The 17514-nt window shown below is 40.0% G+C and carries 17 protein-coding genes; 8 read left to right on the forward strand and 9 right to left on the reverse strand.

Features of this window, described 5'->3' with window-relative positions; all coding sequences use genetic code 11:
- Positions 1–54: 54 nt before the first annotated feature.
- Positions 55–852 (forward strand): M15 family metallopeptidase, encoded by a 798-nt coding sequence (locus R3E32_00225; GenBank protein ID MEZ4883126.1) that lies wholly within the window; start codon positions 55–57, stop codon positions 850–852.
- A gap of 99 nt (positions 853–951) precedes the next feature.
- On the opposite strand, the gene R3E32_00230 is transcribed toward R3E32_00225, so the two are convergent.
- The 7 genes from R3E32_00230 to R3E32_00260 all read right to left on the reverse strand — a co-directional run bounded on the left by R3E32_00230 (position 952) and on the right by R3E32_00260 (position 6101).
- Positions 952–1617, reverse strand: coding sequence for an HAD hydrolase-like protein (locus R3E32_00230; protein ID MEZ4883127.1), 666 nt, complete (start codon positions 1615–1617; stop codon positions 952–954).
- 6 nt (positions 1618–1623) lie between these two features.
- Positions 1624–2556, reverse strand: coding sequence for an NAD-dependent epimerase/dehydratase family protein (locus R3E32_00235; GenBank protein ID MEZ4883128.1), 933 nt, complete (start codon positions 2554–2556; stop codon positions 1624–1626).
- 337 nt (positions 2557–2893) lie between these two features.
- Complete coding sequence (gene rfbA / locus R3E32_00240; protein MEZ4883129.1) at positions 2894–3751, reverse strand: glucose-1-phosphate thymidylyltransferase RfbA; 858 nt, start codon at positions 3749–3751, stop codon at positions 2894–2896.
- A 334-nt stretch (positions 3752–4085) separates the two neighbouring features.
- Positions 4086–4466, reverse strand: coding sequence for a hypothetical protein (locus R3E32_00245; protein MEZ4883130.1), 381 nt, complete (start codon positions 4464–4466; stop codon positions 4086–4088).
- 64 nt (positions 4467–4530) lie between these two features.
- Entirely contained in the window at positions 4531–4758 is a 228-nt protein-coding gene (locus R3E32_00250; GenBank protein ID MEZ4883131.1) for an AtpZ/AtpI family protein, read from the reverse strand.
- Entirely contained in the window at positions 4712–5191 is a 480-nt protein-coding gene (locus tag R3E32_00255; protein MEZ4883132.1) for a polymer-forming cytoskeletal protein, read from the reverse strand. The genes R3E32_00250 and R3E32_00255 overlap by 47 nt, the downstream gene beginning before the upstream one ends.
- A 25-nt stretch (positions 5192–5216) precedes the next feature.
- Positions 5217–6101 (reverse strand): M23 family metallopeptidase, encoded by an 885-nt coding sequence (locus R3E32_00260; protein MEZ4883133.1) that lies wholly within the window; start codon positions 6099–6101, stop codon positions 5217–5219.
- Between the two features lie 226 nt (positions 6102–6327).
- Here R3E32_00260 and R3E32_00265 point away from each other — a divergent pair, with 226 nt between their 5' ends.
- Both R3E32_00265 and R3E32_00270 read left to right on the forward strand, forming a co-directional pair.
- Positions 6328–9828: a tetratricopeptide repeat protein gene (locus R3E32_00265; GenBank protein MEZ4883134.1), complete on the forward strand. Its 3501-nt coding sequence runs from the start codon at positions 6328–6330 to the stop codon at positions 9826–9828.
- Positions 9829–9939: 111 nt separating this feature from the next.
- Complete coding sequence (locus R3E32_00270) at positions 9940–11502, forward strand: SAM-dependent methyltransferase (protein ID MEZ4883135.1); 1563 nt, start codon at positions 9940–9942, stop codon at positions 11500–11502.
- Positions 11503–11555: 53 nt separating this feature from the next.
- Here R3E32_00270 and R3E32_00275 read toward each other — a convergent pair whose 3' ends face one another.
- Both R3E32_00275 and R3E32_00280 read right to left on the reverse strand, forming a co-directional pair.
- Positions 11556–12155 (reverse strand): pseudouridine synthase, encoded by a 600-nt coding sequence (locus R3E32_00275; GenBank protein ID MEZ4883136.1) that lies wholly within the window; start codon positions 12153–12155, stop codon positions 11556–11558.
- 60 nt (positions 12156–12215) lie between these two features.
- Complete coding sequence (locus R3E32_00280; protein ID MEZ4883137.1) at positions 12216–12503, reverse strand: hypothetical protein; 288 nt, start codon at positions 12501–12503, stop codon at positions 12216–12218.
- 60 nt (positions 12504–12563) lie between these two features.
- Between R3E32_00280 and R3E32_00285 the strand changes: the two genes are divergently transcribed.
- The 5 genes from R3E32_00285 to R3E32_00305 all read left to right on the forward strand — a co-directional run bounded on the left by R3E32_00285 (position 12564) and on the right by R3E32_00305 (position 17455).
- A complete protein-coding gene (locus tag R3E32_00285; GenBank protein ID MEZ4883138.1) occupies positions 12564–15368 on the forward strand; it encodes a DNA repair ATPase in 2805 nt (934 codons plus the stop codon).
- A gap of 299 nt (positions 15369–15667) precedes the next feature.
- Positions 15668–16087, forward strand: coding sequence for an HNH endonuclease (locus R3E32_00290; GenBank protein ID MEZ4883139.1), 420 nt, complete (start codon positions 15668–15670; stop codon positions 16085–16087).
- Between the two features lie 79 nt (positions 16088–16166).
- On the forward strand, positions 16167–16310 hold the full coding sequence (locus R3E32_00295; GenBank protein MEZ4883140.1) for a hypothetical protein: 144 nt from the start codon (positions 16167–16169) through the stop codon (positions 16308–16310).
- A 64-nt stretch (positions 16311–16374) separates the two neighbouring features.
- Complete coding sequence (locus R3E32_00300) at positions 16375–16827, forward strand: NADAR family protein (GenBank protein ID MEZ4883141.1); 453 nt, start codon at positions 16375–16377, stop codon at positions 16825–16827.
- Positions 16828–16846: 19 nt separating this feature from the next.
- Positions 16847–17455, forward strand: a complete 609-nt coding sequence (locus tag R3E32_00305; protein MEZ4883142.1) for a nucleoside 2-deoxyribosyltransferase domain-containing protein — start codon at positions 16847–16849, stop codon at positions 17453–17455.
- The last annotated feature ends 59 nt before the right edge of the window (positions 17456–17514 follow it).

The following is a 17514-nucleotide window of genomic DNA, read 5'->3' on the forward strand; positions in this document are numbered from 1 at the left end:
TGAGCTTTACTAATCTTCATGTTTTTCTTTCGCCATTAAAAAAACCATACAAAATTGAAAAATACTCCTCTTTATACAGCCATGATTATCATTGTAGTATTATTAATATTTGCCAATATTATTGTATATTTCAACGATAGCGCAACTACCATAAATACAGAACAAAATGATTCTGTCTATACGGATGAAGCGAAAGAATCTACAAAGCAACCTGTCGTACCACCAGTTACCGATACGGAAAAAGCAAAAACCATTGTAGCCAAATTTATCGCTGCCGACTTGGTGAATGTCCATAAATTAGATCCAAGTATCAAAGCAGATTTGCGCTATGGTACTGCCCACAATTTTATGGAAAAAGACTTGTATGGTGGGCTGAATCAGTGTTATTTGCAGGGGGAAGTAGCCAGAATGTTGTCCAAAGCACAGGAATTTTTGAAGGAAAAGCAGCCTCGATTGAGTTTGCTGGTTTTGGATTGTGCTCGTCCATGGAGTGTACAAAAGGAAATGTGGGAAGTGGTGAAAGGAACTGAACAAGAATATTATGTAGCTTCACCCTATGGCGTTGGGTCTATCCACAATTACGGTGCTTCGGTAGATGTAACCATTGTGGAAGAAGATGGGAAAGAATTGGATATGGGAACACCTTACGATTTTTTTGGTGAAAAGGCACAGCCTCGTTACCACCAAAAGTTTTTGGATAGTGGCGAATTGACCTTGGAGCAAGTCACGAATCGAGAACGTTTGCGAGAAGTAATGCGAAAAGCGGGCTTCATCCCCATAGATCGAGAATGGTGGCATTTTGATGCTTTTAACAAAGATTTGGTTTTTCAGAAGTACAAACGAGTAGAGTAGGAGGGGCAAGATTTTTGAAGTTTTCTTTTAAGAAAAAACTGATTTTCAACTATTTCATATCTTCAAGAACAAACTTCAAAATCTTATCTTAGATGAACCTTATTTTGTGGGGAATCTTAAATGTGACATCAATTCTCCCAGAGAATTCACGACTTTCGCCCCAGTTTTCTGCAATTTTTGGTGAGAATGGTGTCCATGTGCTATCAAAATACAATCGGCTTCAATCGCTTGCGCTACTTCAAAATCGTGGGTAGTATCTCCAATCAGCAACAGTTTGTGGTCGGCTACTCCCTTCAAAGTATCTCTTAGTCGCCTTGCATTTTGCACCTTGCCATGAGCATAATGGTCGTCTTCACCCATGATGTGTTGAAAAAAATGGTCAATTTGATGCTGCCGAACCATCTGCCGCAATCCTTCTTGTTTGGCTGCTGATAATATAGACTGTTGAAATCCTAATGCTGCAATATATGACAACACATCTCTAACTTCATGATGTAACTGTAATTCTAAGGCCTTTGAATGATAGCTGCCAATAAACTTGACACACAAATCGTCAAAAGATTCCTTTGTGAAATCAAAACCAACTCGCTCATAATATTGAATCACAGGAAAATCAAAAATGCTGCGGTAGTGTTCGTTGGTAATTTCCTCCAACAATTCTTCATGATGGGCAGTCAACATTTCATTCACAATCGCCACACATAAATCTACATCATTGAGCAATGTACCATTCCAATCCCAAATAATATGTTCGTAAATTTCCATTTGTTATTAACCAAATTTTCCCGATGCAATCACCCGCTTGATGCCCTCCTCCAAAGATATGGGTGCTTGCTGCAATAATGTTTGCATTCTATCCGTATTCGGACAACGGCGGGGCATATCTCCCTCTTCCCGAGCGGGAATGTGTACAATTTTGGAACTTGAACCTGTTAGTCGGATGATGGTCTGTGCCAGTTCCAGAATAGAAGTTTCTACACTACTACCAATATTGACCACATCGTTTAAGAAGTGATTGTGGTAAAGGCAGGCTGTCGTAGCGGTGATGTTGTCCTCCACATAACAGAAAGTACGGCTCTGATTGCCTTGACCATGAACAGTAATATCTTCGTTTCTAAAAGCTGATTCTACAAACCTCGACATCACAAAATCATTACTTTGTTTCGGTCCATACGTATTGAAGAAGCGGAAAATGGTGTAGTCCAAATCGAATTCCTGTTTATAGGAAGTACAAAATGCCTCACCCACATTTTTGACCACTGCATAAGGCAAGCGAGAATTGAGCGGCGTATAGATTTCATCTTGTGGATAATCAATGGATTCACCATAAACCTCTGAAGATGACGAATAAAATACCCGCTTTACACCAGTATTTTTCGACAAATCCAATATGTTTTTGATGCCATCAATGTCCTTCAATACATAAGTCGGATTGTCCAAAGTCCGCTGAACTCCTACAACTGCGGCATAGTGAAACACATAGTCAAAACTATGTGAAAACATGATGGCCGAAATGTCTGCGTAGTTGTTGACATCACATTTGATAAATTTCCAATTGGGAAACTCTTTTGAAGGTAATTTATCCTTTGAACCTGTTGAGCAATCATCTACTATCACCACAAAATTGTCGGAGTCTTTCACCAAAGCATCTGCCAATGAACTACCTACAAATCCTGCTCCTCCTGTTATTAATATCGTTCGCATTTTTTTTTGTTAGGGTTTTGTTTTTTGTTGGGTGCTGATGTATTAAAGTTTGATTGGTAGTACTATGTAAAAGAATTTTTGCGAATACAGCAGCATCGCTGCTACTCTATTCCGATTTCATCGGAATCCCAGATGTGTAGAAACAAAAATAAACTATCTTCAAGGGGCTTAGCCTCGACACCACACATAATCACCCATTTAGTTGTGCCGAAGCTAGGCTTCTAATCGCTTCAATTTTATCTGTTACAAATAGGGGCAAGGCTAACGCCCTTTAGAATGTCAAATAATTTTTGAAATAATGTAATATTTCATATTTCAACACATCAACCAACACCAACTATAAAATAGCCATCAAATAATCACCATATCCACTCTTCAACAAAGGTTCAGCAAGCTCCTTCAATTGTGATTTGTTGATAAAGCCCTTGCGGTAAGCCACTTCTTCAATGCAGCCGACCTTCAATCCCTGACGTTGCTCGATAACCTGAACAAACTGACTCGCTTGCATCAAAGAATCAAACGTACCCGTATCCAGCCAAGCCGTACCCCGTCCCAAAATGGAAACTTTCAACAGCCCTCTCCGCAAATATTCTGCATTGACATCCGTAATCTCGTATTCACCACGACCGCTCGGCTTCAAATTTTTAGCCACATCCACCACACTGTTGTCGTAAAAATACAAGCCAGGAACTGCATAATTAGATTTGGGTTGAGTAGGTTTTTCTTCAATAGAAATGACCTGTTTGTTTTCGTCAAATTCCACCACGCCGTACCTTTCTGGATCCGAAACATGGTAGGCAAATACTACTCCTCCTTCAATGTCATTGAGTTTGGCGAGTTGATCACCCAAACCTGAACCATAAAATACATTGTCGCCCAAGACCAAACAAACTTTGTCATTGCCAATAAACGATTCCCCCAATACAAAAGCCTGTGCCAAACCCTTTGGTTCATGTTGCACCAAGTATTGAAAATCACAACCATATTTTTTGCCATCACCCAACAACTGCTCAAATAAAGGCAAATGTTCAGGCGTAGAAATAATCAAAACTTCCCGAATCCCTGCCATCATCAAGGTAGTCAATGGATAGTAAATCATGGGCTTATCATAAATAGGCATGATTTGTTTGCTAATGGCATAGGTGATAGGATACAATCTTGTTCCCATTCCACCTGCTAAAATGATTCCTTTCATATTGTTTGTTGATTGTGGGTTTACTATTTGAAGGGAGCAAAGATAAAGGAAAAGTTAGAATGTGTGGAACGGACACTAAAAACATCTAATCATTTCTTCCTTTGAAATGATTAGTTTTTCTAACCGCTCCGCAATGTAAACTCAGAAAATCAGCCAGCCCTTATTCAACCACCAATTTATAGTCCATTTTGCGCTCGTTTACAATAACATCGGCGTTGTGTAATGCCACTGCAATTGAGGAAAGAATACTGTCATTGAAGGTAAATGGCGGATAGTGGTTAAGCACTCGTTACAAACGAGCGGAAGTTCGGCTTCATCGTATGTAAACCACTGACTACTGACCCTTTGTAATCTTCAGCAAATAATTTGTTTCCACCACTGTAAACAAGATATACAACACAAAAAAGGGAAGAATAAACCGAGGACTGTCAGGACTAACAGCCAACAAATACGCCAAAATCATAAACATACTAAAAATAAACTTGATGCCCATCGCACCGAGAATCATTGTCGTTCCTTTAACCTTGCTGCTCGCTTTTGCCGAAAGAGAAGTAATGTAAATAGTGAGGAAAGTGAGGATGGTGAAAAACACAAAACAAATCCACGCAAAATCGGGGTTTGAACCCAACAATTGAAGGTAATGTAATATGCCCAAACCGAGGCCAATTATTGCAGCAAATAAACCAACATTTTTAAGAATAGAAGAAACAGGCATTTTATTTTTTTTAATTCATTGGACAAAATGGAATTCTGACATCTCATTTCCCATTTCTGTCCTCTTACTTCTTGCCAATAAACTCACGCATAACCATCGCCATCGCAACAACTACCGACAGCAAACCCAATATAGCCGTTAGAATAGGAGAAGTTTGGAAATATTCATCCGCTTTCATTCCTCCAAAAACTCCTATCAACAAAACAGCAATCATTTGAAAAGCAATCCCCATATACCTACCGTAGTTAGCTAACGGAGGCTTTTTGCCCGGGTTGGTTTCTTTCTTTGGCATCTCTACCTGTTTTTAAATTTGAAGCCTTTGCATGAGCCTGATCAATGTCCAAATCACCCTCAGGCATTTTGCACGTACCATTCACAATCGCCCCTGCTTCAACGGCTAATTTACCACACAAAATTTCTCCAAATATCTGTGCAGAACTTCTAAGGTCTAACAATTCTTTGACTTTAATAGTCCCTTCGATTTTCCCTTGAATATTGGCGTTGGCACAAATCACATCACCTTTGATATAACCCGTAGGCCCTACAATCACTTTGGCTTTAGATACCAAAAATCCATGCAAAATACCATCAATACGGATATCACCAATGCAGGTTATTTTACCTTCAATCTCCGTTCCCTCCATGATTTGGTTGGCCATACCAGCAGGCATTCTGCTTGTGGTTCTAACTGTTTCTTGTGGGTCATTTTTTTTTGAACCAAACATATATGTATTGTTTTTCAGGTGGTTATTAATTAAAATTGATGTATTCGGTAGGGTCAACGGGTCTTTGATTGTGCCACAATTCAAAATGCAAGTGAGGTCCTGAACTATTTTCGCCCGTACCTCCCATAATTGCGACAGCTTCTCCTGCTTTAACAAAGTTACCCACTTTTTTTAACAATACCGAATTATGTTTGTAAAAAGAAACCATGTTATCATCGTGTTGTATCGCAATCGTATAACCTGTTTCCAAAGTCCAAGAAGACAACAAAACCATACCGTCTGCAATGCTCTTGACAGGAGAATTCAGAGGAGCTGCAATGTCCACTCCAAAGTGTTCTTCCGAAGCGTCAAAACCATCAGTAAACTTACCCTTGATAGGCGGAAAAAAGTAATCATTCACCAAACCACTGTCATACGTATCGGCATTGTTGCCAAATAATTCAAAATTCTCATTCTGTTCTATTTCCTGTCTCAACTTCAATTCTTCTTCCGACCGATCACTCGATTTAATGCTATCATCCACTGATTCAACATATTCATCTTCCTTATAATTTTGTTGCACATCATCCTCCGTTTCCACCTCATTTTGAAGCACTTTTTTGATGTTTTCGATATAAGCTACCTGTTTATTCACCACATCCTCCAATGAATCAGAAGTATAAGTCAAATTCACAATGTTTCGGCGAACACCAGGATCACCGTATCCTTTGATGTAATATTTGAGGGGAGTCATCACAATGGCAGAAGAAACCAAAATCACCACGATAATCAAAACCGTACTGATAAATATGTATAAATTCATTTGAGAGAGTCGAAAAGAATACTTTTCCTCCAATGTATCGTCCTGCATAACCACCAAACGATACTTGTGCTGCAATTTATCCAGTAGTTTTTCATCTTTGCGTTCCATAAAAAAATACTCGTTTTCGAGGGGCAAATATCGGAAAATTGCGGCTTTAAATCGCTTATTGGTTAAAAAATCAATGGAAAGCAATAAATTTGCCCTTCTTTTGGTTCAAACTTCAATCATGAAGCATAACATATTCCGTTGATTTTACGTTTAATCACTGAGATTAGACGATAGACAAAAGGTTTTAAACAACTGAACCATTTAACAAATTAAAAGCATTAGTCGCTTGAAAAACGTAGCTCAAATACTCTTTATTTTTATATTGCTCATTTTTGGTGGAATGGATGTAGTAGCGCAATCCAAAACGATACCAAAAACCAATTCGAGAACCAATTCTAATACAGGAACTCGAACTGCCCCCAAAGCCAGTTCGAGTTCCAATTCAAAAACGACATCCCAAGCGGATTCAAAAACACCGACACCTACCCGAACGGTAAAAAAGAAGAAAGACAAGGATTTGTCAGGTTTTGACCTTCGCTATCAAGACATGGTAGCACGCTACAACCGCTACTTCAATGCCACCATACGGTATATGGAAGGAACAACCAAACTCATTGAAGACAATCAAGATTCCTATCAAGATGTCCTAACCGTTTACCCCTACAATGGTGGAGACGGCACTAGAGCAAGTACCGAAATGAGTGCAGTCATAGACAAAACTTCGGCAATGATTCAGATTCGCCCTTACAGCAAATGGGTAGACGATGCTTATTTGTTACTGGGGAAAGCCAATTTTTTGATGGGTGATTACGACAAAGCTGTTCAGTCTTTCAAATACATTACGACTCAATACAGCAGCGAAATCCGAAAAAAACCTCCTGTTCAATCAAAAAAGAAACGTGCGAAAATACGTGCAAAGGAAAGGGAACTAACCCAAAAAGAACGTGAAAAACAATCTGAAGCACTGAAAAGTGAAAGGGAAAAGGCAAAGAAAGAAAAAGCCAAAGAGCGAGCAAAAGATAAGAAAGAAACCCAAAAAGAAAGAGCTGCTGCCGAAAAAGAGAGGGACTCAGCTAAAAAAGAAGAACTAAAGAAAAGAGAAGAGGCTCAAAAAGAACGAGAACAGGCGAAGAAGGAAGAATTGAAACAGAGAGAGGAACTTCAAAAAGAGCGAGCCAAAGACAAAAAAGAAATAGCAAAGCAAAGAGCTAAGGACAAGAAGGAACTGGCAAAACAGAGGGCAAATGATAAAAAAGAACGTGAAAAGGAAAAGAAAAGACGTTTGAAGGCGAAAAAGAAAGGAAAAAAATATGCTCCTACTTACAAACCCAAAACTACGGAAGTAGAAAAAGAGGATACTCCCGAACCAGATAAACCTTCAAAAAAGGAAAAGGCATCCAATAAAAAAGAAGACAAAGCTGCAAAAGAAGCGTCAGAAGAAACTGATACGCCTGTCGAAGAACTACCTGTGGTAGAAGAGGAAATGGTAGAGGATGAAGTGATAGATGACCTTGAGGAAACAATAGCCGAAGAAGATATTAAGGAGGAAGTAGATGAAGGTCCAAGTGCGAAGGAATTGAAACGTTTGGAGCGAAAATCCTCTAAAAAATATGTGAGCAATGGCATGTTTAGCCACGATCTGGTGAACTACGATGCTCAGATATGGATGATTCGTACATATATAGACATGGCCGAATATGGTCAAGCGGCTACAGTTTTGGATAGATTAGAACAGGATGAAACTTTCCCCAAACGTTTGGCGGGTGAATACAGTATGCTCAAAGCCCATTATTGCCTAAAACGTGGCAATCGAGGAGAAGCCAAACTTGCATTGCAGGATGCAGTGAGAAAGGTAGGTAAAAAAGAAGGGAAAGCGAGGTTGTATTTTATTTTGGGGCAACTGGAAGAAAAAGACCAAAACTATGAAGAAGCCATTGCAGCCTTTAAGAAAACTATTAAGGCAAAACCTGTGATATATGACATGGAGTTTCACGCAAGGGTGAATGTGATTCGCTCCAAAATGCGAAACGATGTGTACAGTACAACTGAAGCTATTCGTGCCTTGGAGAAAATGCTCAAAGATGATAAAAACGAAGAACTGCAAGACCAAATTTACTTTGCCATGGCAGAAGTAGCTATTGAAGCGGGTGACATTGCTATGGCTACTGAATACTTCAAAAAAGCGGCTGAGGTAAGCACGGCTAATGATGAACAAAAAGCTTTGGCATTCTTACGGTTAGCAGAGATATTTTTTGAGAACGAAACCTTTGTACAAGCAGGTATTTTCTACGACAGTACACTGGTTTACCTTTCCAAAGAATACGAAAACTACGAAGAAATTTCTCGAAAAAAAGAGGTGCTTTCCGATTTGGTAGCCTTTTCACAAGCAGTAGAATTGCAGGACAGTTTGCAGCAAATTGCCAACCTTCCGAACGCAGAACGAGTGGAACGGATTGAAGAATTGATTGCCTATTTTGCAGATGAAGCAGAGAAGAAAAAACAGGCGCAGTTGGCAGCTTTGGAGCAAGAAGTGGATAAAAAAGACAAAAAAAGTGATACTTGGCTTTTCTACAACCCTTCTTTGGTAGAACGAGGCAAAGGCGAATTTAGAGCAGAATGGGGCGATAGACCCCGTGTGAACAATTGGCGAATATCTAGTAAGATTTCAACTGGTGATTACCTCACAAGTGCCAACGATGCGACAGAACTCAGTACCAGTGGATTAAATCAAGCAGAGCTACAAGCACAAATCGATGCAAATCGAGGTGAAATTACCCGTGATGGTATCATGGCGATTTTACCCTTGACGGAGGCGAAAATGAAGGAATCGAACCAAAAAATCAAGGATGGTTTGTATGGAATGGGTAAGATTTACAACGACAAACTCGATAATCCACAAAAAGCCAAAGGAATTTACGAGGAGTTGCAACGCCGATATCCTGATAACGAATATGCACAAGAGGTGCTTTATAGTCTCTACTTGATTTCGCAAAAATTGGGGCTTACCGCTGATGCCGATAAGTACAAGAAACAGCTGTTGTCGCAATATTCAGATGGAAAATATGCAAAAATCGTTCAGTCACCAGACTATGCAAAAGAGCTGAACAAGAAAGGTGAAGAATTGCAGGTTTACTACGAAAAAACCTACCAACTTTTCAAACAAGATAAATTTGACGAGGTGACTACACGAATAGAAGATGTCAATAAAAAGTTTGAAGAAAATACACTTCAACCCAAATTTGACCTATTGGCTGCAATGGTAGTCGGACATGCACAAGACAAAGAGAATTACATTACTGCATTGGAAGGAGTTGTGTCAAAATACCCCGAAGATGAGGTGAAAGATAAGGCAACCGAAATTTTGAAGTATTTGAGAGGGCAAACTTCGGAAGCGAGTGGTGAAACGGAGGCTGCGGGTTTGTACAGTTACAATCCAGATAGCCGACACTATTTTTTAGTAGCACTGGACAGTTATACTTCAAAAATCAACTCGGTCATCAACAATTTTTCCGACTTCAATCAAAGCAGTTTCAATAGCGATCGTCTGAAAGTTCAGCAAATGTTGTTGGATCCCGAACATCAGGTAGTACTCATAAAGCAGTTTGACAATGCAGACAAGGCAATGATTTACTACAAAACTGTAAAAAACAAAGAGGTAGAAGTAATGCAGGGTGCAGATGTTGGGTATCAATTTTTTGTGATTTCTAAATCCAACTTCACCCAATACTTCAAACAGAAAGATGCCAATGCATACATGGAGTTTTTTATGAGTAAGTATGTGAAGTAATTGTATCTTTGATGAACGTTTCATTCTTTGTTTGTTTCTACTAAACGTTCTTTTTAGTACAAGCTCACCAAGTTTAGGATGCTTTTTGTCACCTCTTAAACAACTTGTACGATGGAAAATATACGTTACGAAATTGAAGCTGAAAAGCCTTTTTCGCAAAGCCTAATATGGCAACTCAACCGTGATTATTACAACAAAGTTGGCATTAACGCTTGGCGCAAAGGCACTGTACCGCATCACCTTACCAGCAATTCGATGGTCGGCAAAACCTATGCTGAGTTGATTTTTGGTTTTTTGAAAGACTTGGCGTACAAAGGCCAGACCAAAGAGAAAGTATATATTATAGAGTTGGGAACAGGACATGGCCGTTTGTCATTTCACATCCTCAAACATTTGGGGCGGTTGATTGGACAGACAAGTTTGGTATTACCTCCTTATTGTTATGTACTCAGTGACATCGTAGAAGAAAACCTCGACTTTTTTGATACACATCCACAGTTTCAACCTTATTATGAGCAAGGTTTGTTGGATTTGACTTATTTTGATGCAGTTGAAGGTAAAAAACTCATGCTTCGTCGATCTGGCAGGGAGATTTCACCCCAAGACTTGAAGCAACCTTTATTGGTCATTGCCAATTATTTTTTTGACTCTATCCCCTCTGATCTTTTCTATTTTAAAGACAAAAAAATCTCTGCCTGTTCCATTGCGCTCGAAGCGACCGAAAACCCAGAAGGGATGAAAAAAGCATCTACCTTACTCAAAAAAATGGAATTGGTGTTTACCAAATACCCTCTCGAGGAACCCTTCTACACAGAAGCTATTTTAAACGAAATATTGGAAGAGTATCGAGATTTGGTCTTCAATACCTACCTCTTTTTTCCACACAAAGGACTGCAATGCGTACACAATCTGCGCCAATTATCCCAAAAAGGCTTGATACTCATTTCGATGGATAAAGGAGATCACGAAATCCATGACCTCGAAAATGAGAAGAAACCCGAAATGATTACGCATGGAAGTATGTCTTTTTCCGTCAATTACCATGCCTTTGCTGCCTACTGCAAAAAACAGGGAGGAAAAGCACTTTTTCCTTCTTTCTCTACTTTTGAATTAGAACTGGGCTGTCTCTTTTTTCTGCCTGAAACGGAAACCTATACCGAAACACAGGCTGCTTATCAGCGTGTAGTAGATGATTATGGGCCTGACGATTTTCACGGACACAAAAAATTTATGTACAAACACATCAAAAATATCAACTTACCCGAATTGATAGGAATGTTGCGTTTAGCAGCCTACGATTCGACTTTGTTTAGAAATGTACTCCCCCGTTTGAAAAAACTCTCCACACAACTTACCTTCAATGAGCGCACCCGTTTGGCACAAACCATGCGCCAAACGTGGGATATGTATTTCACAGGAATTGAACCAGATGACCTTGCTTTTGAGATAGCAGGTATTTTTTACCAACTTGGTTTCTATGAAGATGCTCTAACGTATTTTGAATATTCGGTCGAGTTATTTGGTTATACAGCAGATGGATATTACAACAAAGCTTTGTGTTATTACCAATTGCGGAAAGATATGTTGTTTAAGCGGACAGTCCTTGAAGCCAAACTGCATTTTGCAGAAGAAAACTTCGATTTTTTGGATAATTTGGATTTGAAGGCGGTATAAACTTAGAACGAAAGACATAAGTATAAAGACAAAATTAAATGATAATGAGTGAATTAAACGGCAGTAGTTCCTTTTTCTATAAGAAATTCCGTACTCACTTCCACCACTTCCCCCGCCTTCAATTCACCCAACCAAATCCCTCCAATACGCACCCGAAACAGCCGCAAAGTAGGAAAACCCACAGCAGCAGTCATTTTCCGAACCTGTTTGAATTTACCTTCGGTCAAAATTATGGACACCCAACTCGTAGGGCCATGCCGATCATCTCGAATTTTTCGGATACGTGGAGGAAACTTAGGCGGCGGCAATAGGAGAGAGGCTTTACAAGGCTTAGTGGTGTATTTAGTACCTTTAAAACCGATTTCTACACCCACTTTCATCGCTTCAATTGCAGCTTCGTCCATGATGCCATCTACCTGAGCGTAGTATTCTTTTTCGACCTTTTTGCTTCTGATGGCTTCACTCATTTTGCCGTCTGTGGTTAGCAGCAACAAACCTTCTGTCGTTTTGTCCAAACGCCCTATTGCCATCGTTTTTTCGGGAAAATCGTAGAGTTCTCCCAACAGTTGCCGCTTTTGATTGGTAGGGAGTACGAACTGACTCATGTAGCCGTAGGGTTTGTGTATAATGAAATGACGGTGTTGAGAAACCATTTGTTGTATTGAGAAGTTGGGTTCAAAGATACCAAAATTGAGGTAAACAAATTTGATTTTTTAAGCGGCAAACTTCGCACTTAATTGCGCTCGTTTGCAACGAGTGCTTTGTAACGACGAAACACTCACAAGCATTAACTTATCTCTCTCCAACAGTATATTTGCACATTTGGAGGTGGCGTTACAAACGCCGTGGTAGTCTGCACTCGTTCCAAACGAGTGCGAGTTGGCGAATTTTCGTTCATAGCAGAAATTTCGGCAACGTTTGTCAAAACTCTCCAACAATTGAAGCGAAAAGGAACTAATCCCCCCAAAAACAAGTTCCAACAAATAGACAATACAAATCATTTTGATTTGTAGATAAACAAAATGTTTGTTATTTTGCCCTAAATTCCAAAAAACCTGTAAATGGCAGAAAATACCGTTCCCCAAACTCAAACCTCCAACAACCAACAACTCGAAGCAGGCACTTACGAAATCATACAAGCCCGCCTCCAAAAACAAGCAAGCGATTTACGGCAGCGATTGACGACCCTCAATGAAAGCCGCAAAGAAGTGTTTGGAGCTATAGAAACCGTCTTGATTGCCAACGATCACATTGCGACCGACAACAACTGCATCGCCCGTGAAATCGTGGCATTGGGCAACAAGTGTATCTTTGCCTATAATGTACACATAGGACTTCGTTCCCAATTGAAGCTCACCGACGTATTCAGCGTTTATGAATTTCGCAATCAAGGCTTTCACCAATTGCCGATAGACTTGATTGCAGACAAACGTTTTGAAGACGATTTTCACAACCTCTACAAATACTACCGCAACACCATTTTTGCCAAATTTGTCCTCAAAAGCGCATTTTTATACATGGTGTTTCAGACAGGCAAAACGGCAGTAGATGTAAAGGCCTTCAAATGGCATATTTTGGAAGGAGAATTGAAGTACATAGACGACCGAAGCGCGCCCGAAATCCAATTGCCGCCTCAATATGCCTTTCAATGGCAGCGGGCGCATCGGGACCATCACCGACTGGGCGCACATTCCCATGTTTCGATTTTGGACAGGGTTTTTGTCGAGACAATTGGCGGAGATTTGACCATCAAAATTGAAGACAATACCGAAGATGGCAAGGGAATTTACAGTGAAGATGTGCTGGAAAAAGGGCAAACTTTGGATGATGGCGAGTATTTTTATGCCGACTTGGGCAATCTGATTGCCCTCAAAATTCGCCCTTATCGAGAAGAAGCTCGCTACTTTGTTTACAACGAAAAGGTCAAGGAAGTCAAGCGGATAGACAGCTTGGAGGATGCTGCAATATTGCTGCCCGAAAGTCATGGCATCATTTTTCCAGATGGCTACTACCTCCAAACGGGTGAGTTTAAACGCTTTGACAAAATCATCAGGGGTATGCAGTACGAAAAGCGCATTGCCTCTCCAAATGGCGAAGACTACCTCTATGTGTTCTACCACACCGAAAGGGCCGAATATATTTTGATGTCCTACAACATCATCCAACAAAAGGTCGAAAACCCCATTCCCTGCAATGGCTACACGCTTTTTCCGAATGGCGAACTGTGTTATTTTCGAGCAGAAAGCGAACCGACCAAACACCACGTCCTGCAAATTTGGCAAACGCCTTATTCCCGTTCTTTGGCGACAAATGTGGGCGACAAAGCGGACAGCTACCTTTACAAAGTCGGCAACAAAGACATCGTAAGGGCGATGTCGGAATGTCACGAGGTTTTGACCCTGCTCAACAAGGAGGACAGCTATGCGAACCTTTACTTGGATTTGGTCAAAAAAACCACCGAAATCATGGATGCCTATTATTGGATTGGCAAAACCGAAGCTGCGGATTTAGCCCATCCTTTGCAGGAAATCAAGGCGGCAGCGACTTCTGCGATAGAGGAATTTGAGAAGGTGCAGCGCATCAAACGCAATACCGAAAAGGCGGTCAATGAAACCGACCAAAAAGCGGAAGCATTGTTCAACCAACTCAAACGCACCCGTTTTGGAACGGTGGATGTGTATGTTAAGGCTTTGGCGGATTTTCGGGCTTTGCGGGGCGAGGTGATTTCTTTGAAGGAACTGCGCTATGTGGACATGGGCTGGATTGAAACATTGGAGGAAAAAGTCGCCAAAGAAACCGACCGACTTTCCAATGCTTGTGTGCAGTTTTTGCTGCGAGAAGATGCCCTTGAGCCTTACCACCAAAAAGTCAAAGACCGACAATCCGATATTGAAGGAATTGAAACGGCAATGCAAGCGGCTGATTTGCAGGAGAAAATTGATGGCATTGGGCAAGAATTGGAGTTGTTGATTGACATTGTGAGCAACCTCAAAATCGAAGATGCAACGCATACGACCCAAATCATTGACAGTATTTCCGATATTTTTGTGGGTTTGAACCAATTAAAGGCGAAGGTCAAAAACCGCAAAAAGGAATTGTTGAGCGTGGAAGCAGTGGCAGAATTCAATGCACAATTGAAGCTGCTCGACCAAAGCATCATTAACTACCTCGACCTCTGTTCGACTCCCAACAAATGCGATGAATATTTGACCAAACTGATGGTGCAAGCGGAGGAATTGGAGGGGAAATTTGTGGATTTTGACGAGTTCACCACCAAAATATACGATAAGCGGGAGGAAATCAACAATGCTTTTGAGGCCAAAAAACTGCAATTGACCGAAGCCCGCAACCGTCGAGCAGCTTCCCTTCAAAGTGCTGCAAATCGCATCTTCAAAGGCATCCGCAGCCGCCTCAAAAACTTCAAAGAGGTGGAGGAAATCAACAGCTATTTTGCTGCCGATTTGATGGTGGACAAGGTGCGAGACATTGTGAAACAGTTGTTGGTATTGGAAGATTCGGTGAAAGCGGACGACCTACAAAGTCAATTAAAAGCATTGAAGGAAGAGGGCATTCGTCAATTGAAGGACCGAAAGGAACTATTTGTGGATGGTGAAAATATTATCAAATTAGGACGACACCATTTTTCGGTCAATACGCAACCGCTTGATTTGACCATAGTTCGCCGGGAAGGTGCGCTTTATTTCCACCTGACAGGCACCAATTTTTTCGAGAAAATCGACAGCCCCGAATTGTTGGCTACTAAAGCAGTTTGGGAACAGGATTTGATTTCGGAGAATGAGGAGGTGTATAGAGGGGAGTATTTGGCTTGGTTGATGTTTAAGGGTTTGATAATGAGTGAAAAATAGACAAGATTTAGAATTGAAACGCCTCAACTCAATATTTCTCCCAAGCTATAATTTGGTACAAAAATATATTTTCACTTTTAATCGCATTAATAAACGAAATCTAGTACAAGGCAATATTTTTTTTGATATTAATTAAAAAATAACTTGTCCACCAATCTGTCCTCTTTCTCAAACTATTGTAATTCAACCTTGTTTATCTATTTGTATTCTCTTTGTTGTCTTACAAACACATTTGTGTCCTTAATTTGCCACTACTAATATTAATCAACCCTAAAATTTTCATTTAAAAGATATTTCTTATGCGAAAATCAATTTCAAAAGGAGTTCAAGCATCTATTTATGTAAGAGATAAATGGTGTTGTAGGTACTGTGGTTATGAGATATTCTTCTCTCCTTCGTTAAAAGCTTTAGAAACATTAGCTCCAGATAAAGGGTATTATCATAGGAATGGGAATAAAGAAAAAATGTCAAAACTTTTGTTAGATAGGTGCGGCTGTATTGACCATATAATTCCTATAACTGAAGGAGGAACCAATGATACGGATAATTTAATTTGCGCTTGTTGGAAGTGTAATACACGGAAAAGTAATGATACCACCCAGAATTGGAAAAGAAAAATTAAAAATATATCTGATTTAAAATTAGCCAATAATTGGGATGGATTTATAGGCATTTTAAGAAAATTAGATTCTGATAATGAATGGTTGAAATATTTTTAAATAAAACATTTGAATATTTATTATATTTATACATGCCAAACTCATGTGAAGTTACACCCAAAATCGAGGTAAATAAGAAATGGCAGTTGCTCCTTATTTACCTCGATTTTGGGCTTGGGAAAATGGGTTATTTGTAGTCGGATATTTGCTAACGGTTTTGATTGGAGGAGGGTGGTTGATGGGTTTGTTGTTGTTGAAAATCAGAGATTTTAACAACAAATGAATGTTTCCGTTTTCAATCACCCTAAAAAGAAATTGAAGAGAGCAAATTTTAAAAACCCCTAATAATGAAACTCAACATCATCAAATTTTACAGCACCGCTGATGAATATGGCGAATTCTCCAACTTTGCAGATTATCCCATCAAATTGAAGGGCAAAATATGGCCTACCTCAGAGCATTATTTTCAAGCCCAAAAATTCAAAGGAACGCCTTATGAAGCCAAAATACGCAAGGCGGCAAAACCTATGTTGGCGGCTCAAATGGGTAGAAGTCGGAAGGAAAAATTGCGATTGGATTGGGAACGGGTGAAAGATTCGGTGATGTTGGATGCGGTGCGGGCAAAGTTCAAACAACACGATGAATTAAAGGAATTGTTACTCTCTACAGGAGGTGCAAAAATCGTGGAACATACTGCCAATGACAGCTATTGGGGAGATGGAGGAGATGGAAAAGGCAAGAATAGATTGGGGCAAATATTGGTGTTGGTACGGGAGGAATTGAAAGAAAAAGAGACTTAAATTATTTACAAATCAAACCATGCAAAACAACCAAATTAGAACCTTGTTTTCTCGAAAACACGATACCGTTTTCCAAAAATTGGGGGTATTTTTAGCAGGGCCAACGCCGCCAGATGAAGCGATGTCAACAGGATGGAGAAGAGTCATTACCGAAAAATTGAAGCAGGATAAGCGTTTGGATGCTAGTATGATAGTGGTTTCACCCGAACCCGAAAGTGGTTATTGGGCAGAAATTGACAATCCCAATCCACAAAATGAATTGGAGGTGGTAAGGGACAAACAAATGCCGTGGGAGCTGCAATATTTGAACTTATGCGACATCACCGCTTTTTGGTTGCCAACTTATTGGACTACCGAAAGGGCGGAGTACTTTGCACCAAATATAGGTCCTACGAGTAGATGGGAGTTTGGTTTTTTCTTCCAAGAATACTTGAAAAATCCTCAAAAACGGCATTTCATCATTGGTAGTCCTGAAGATGCGGAAAGTATCAAATGGGCAAAGAAAATAACTGCTATTTATGGAATCCAGTGGCATTGGTTGAAGAAAGCAGACAAATCCAAATTAGTGGCAGATTCGTTTATTGAAGAAATAGCACAGACTTTGATTCAAAACAAATGGAAGTATTGATGAAAGTAATGAAAATATAAATTGAAGTAAACCAAATATTTGGAGAAATAGATTGGGGC

The sequence above is a fragment of the Chitinophagales bacterium genome (assembly GCA_041392475.1).
Classification (GTDB): domain Bacteria; phylum Bacteroidota; class Bacteroidia; order Chitinophagales; family UBA2359; genus JAUHXA01.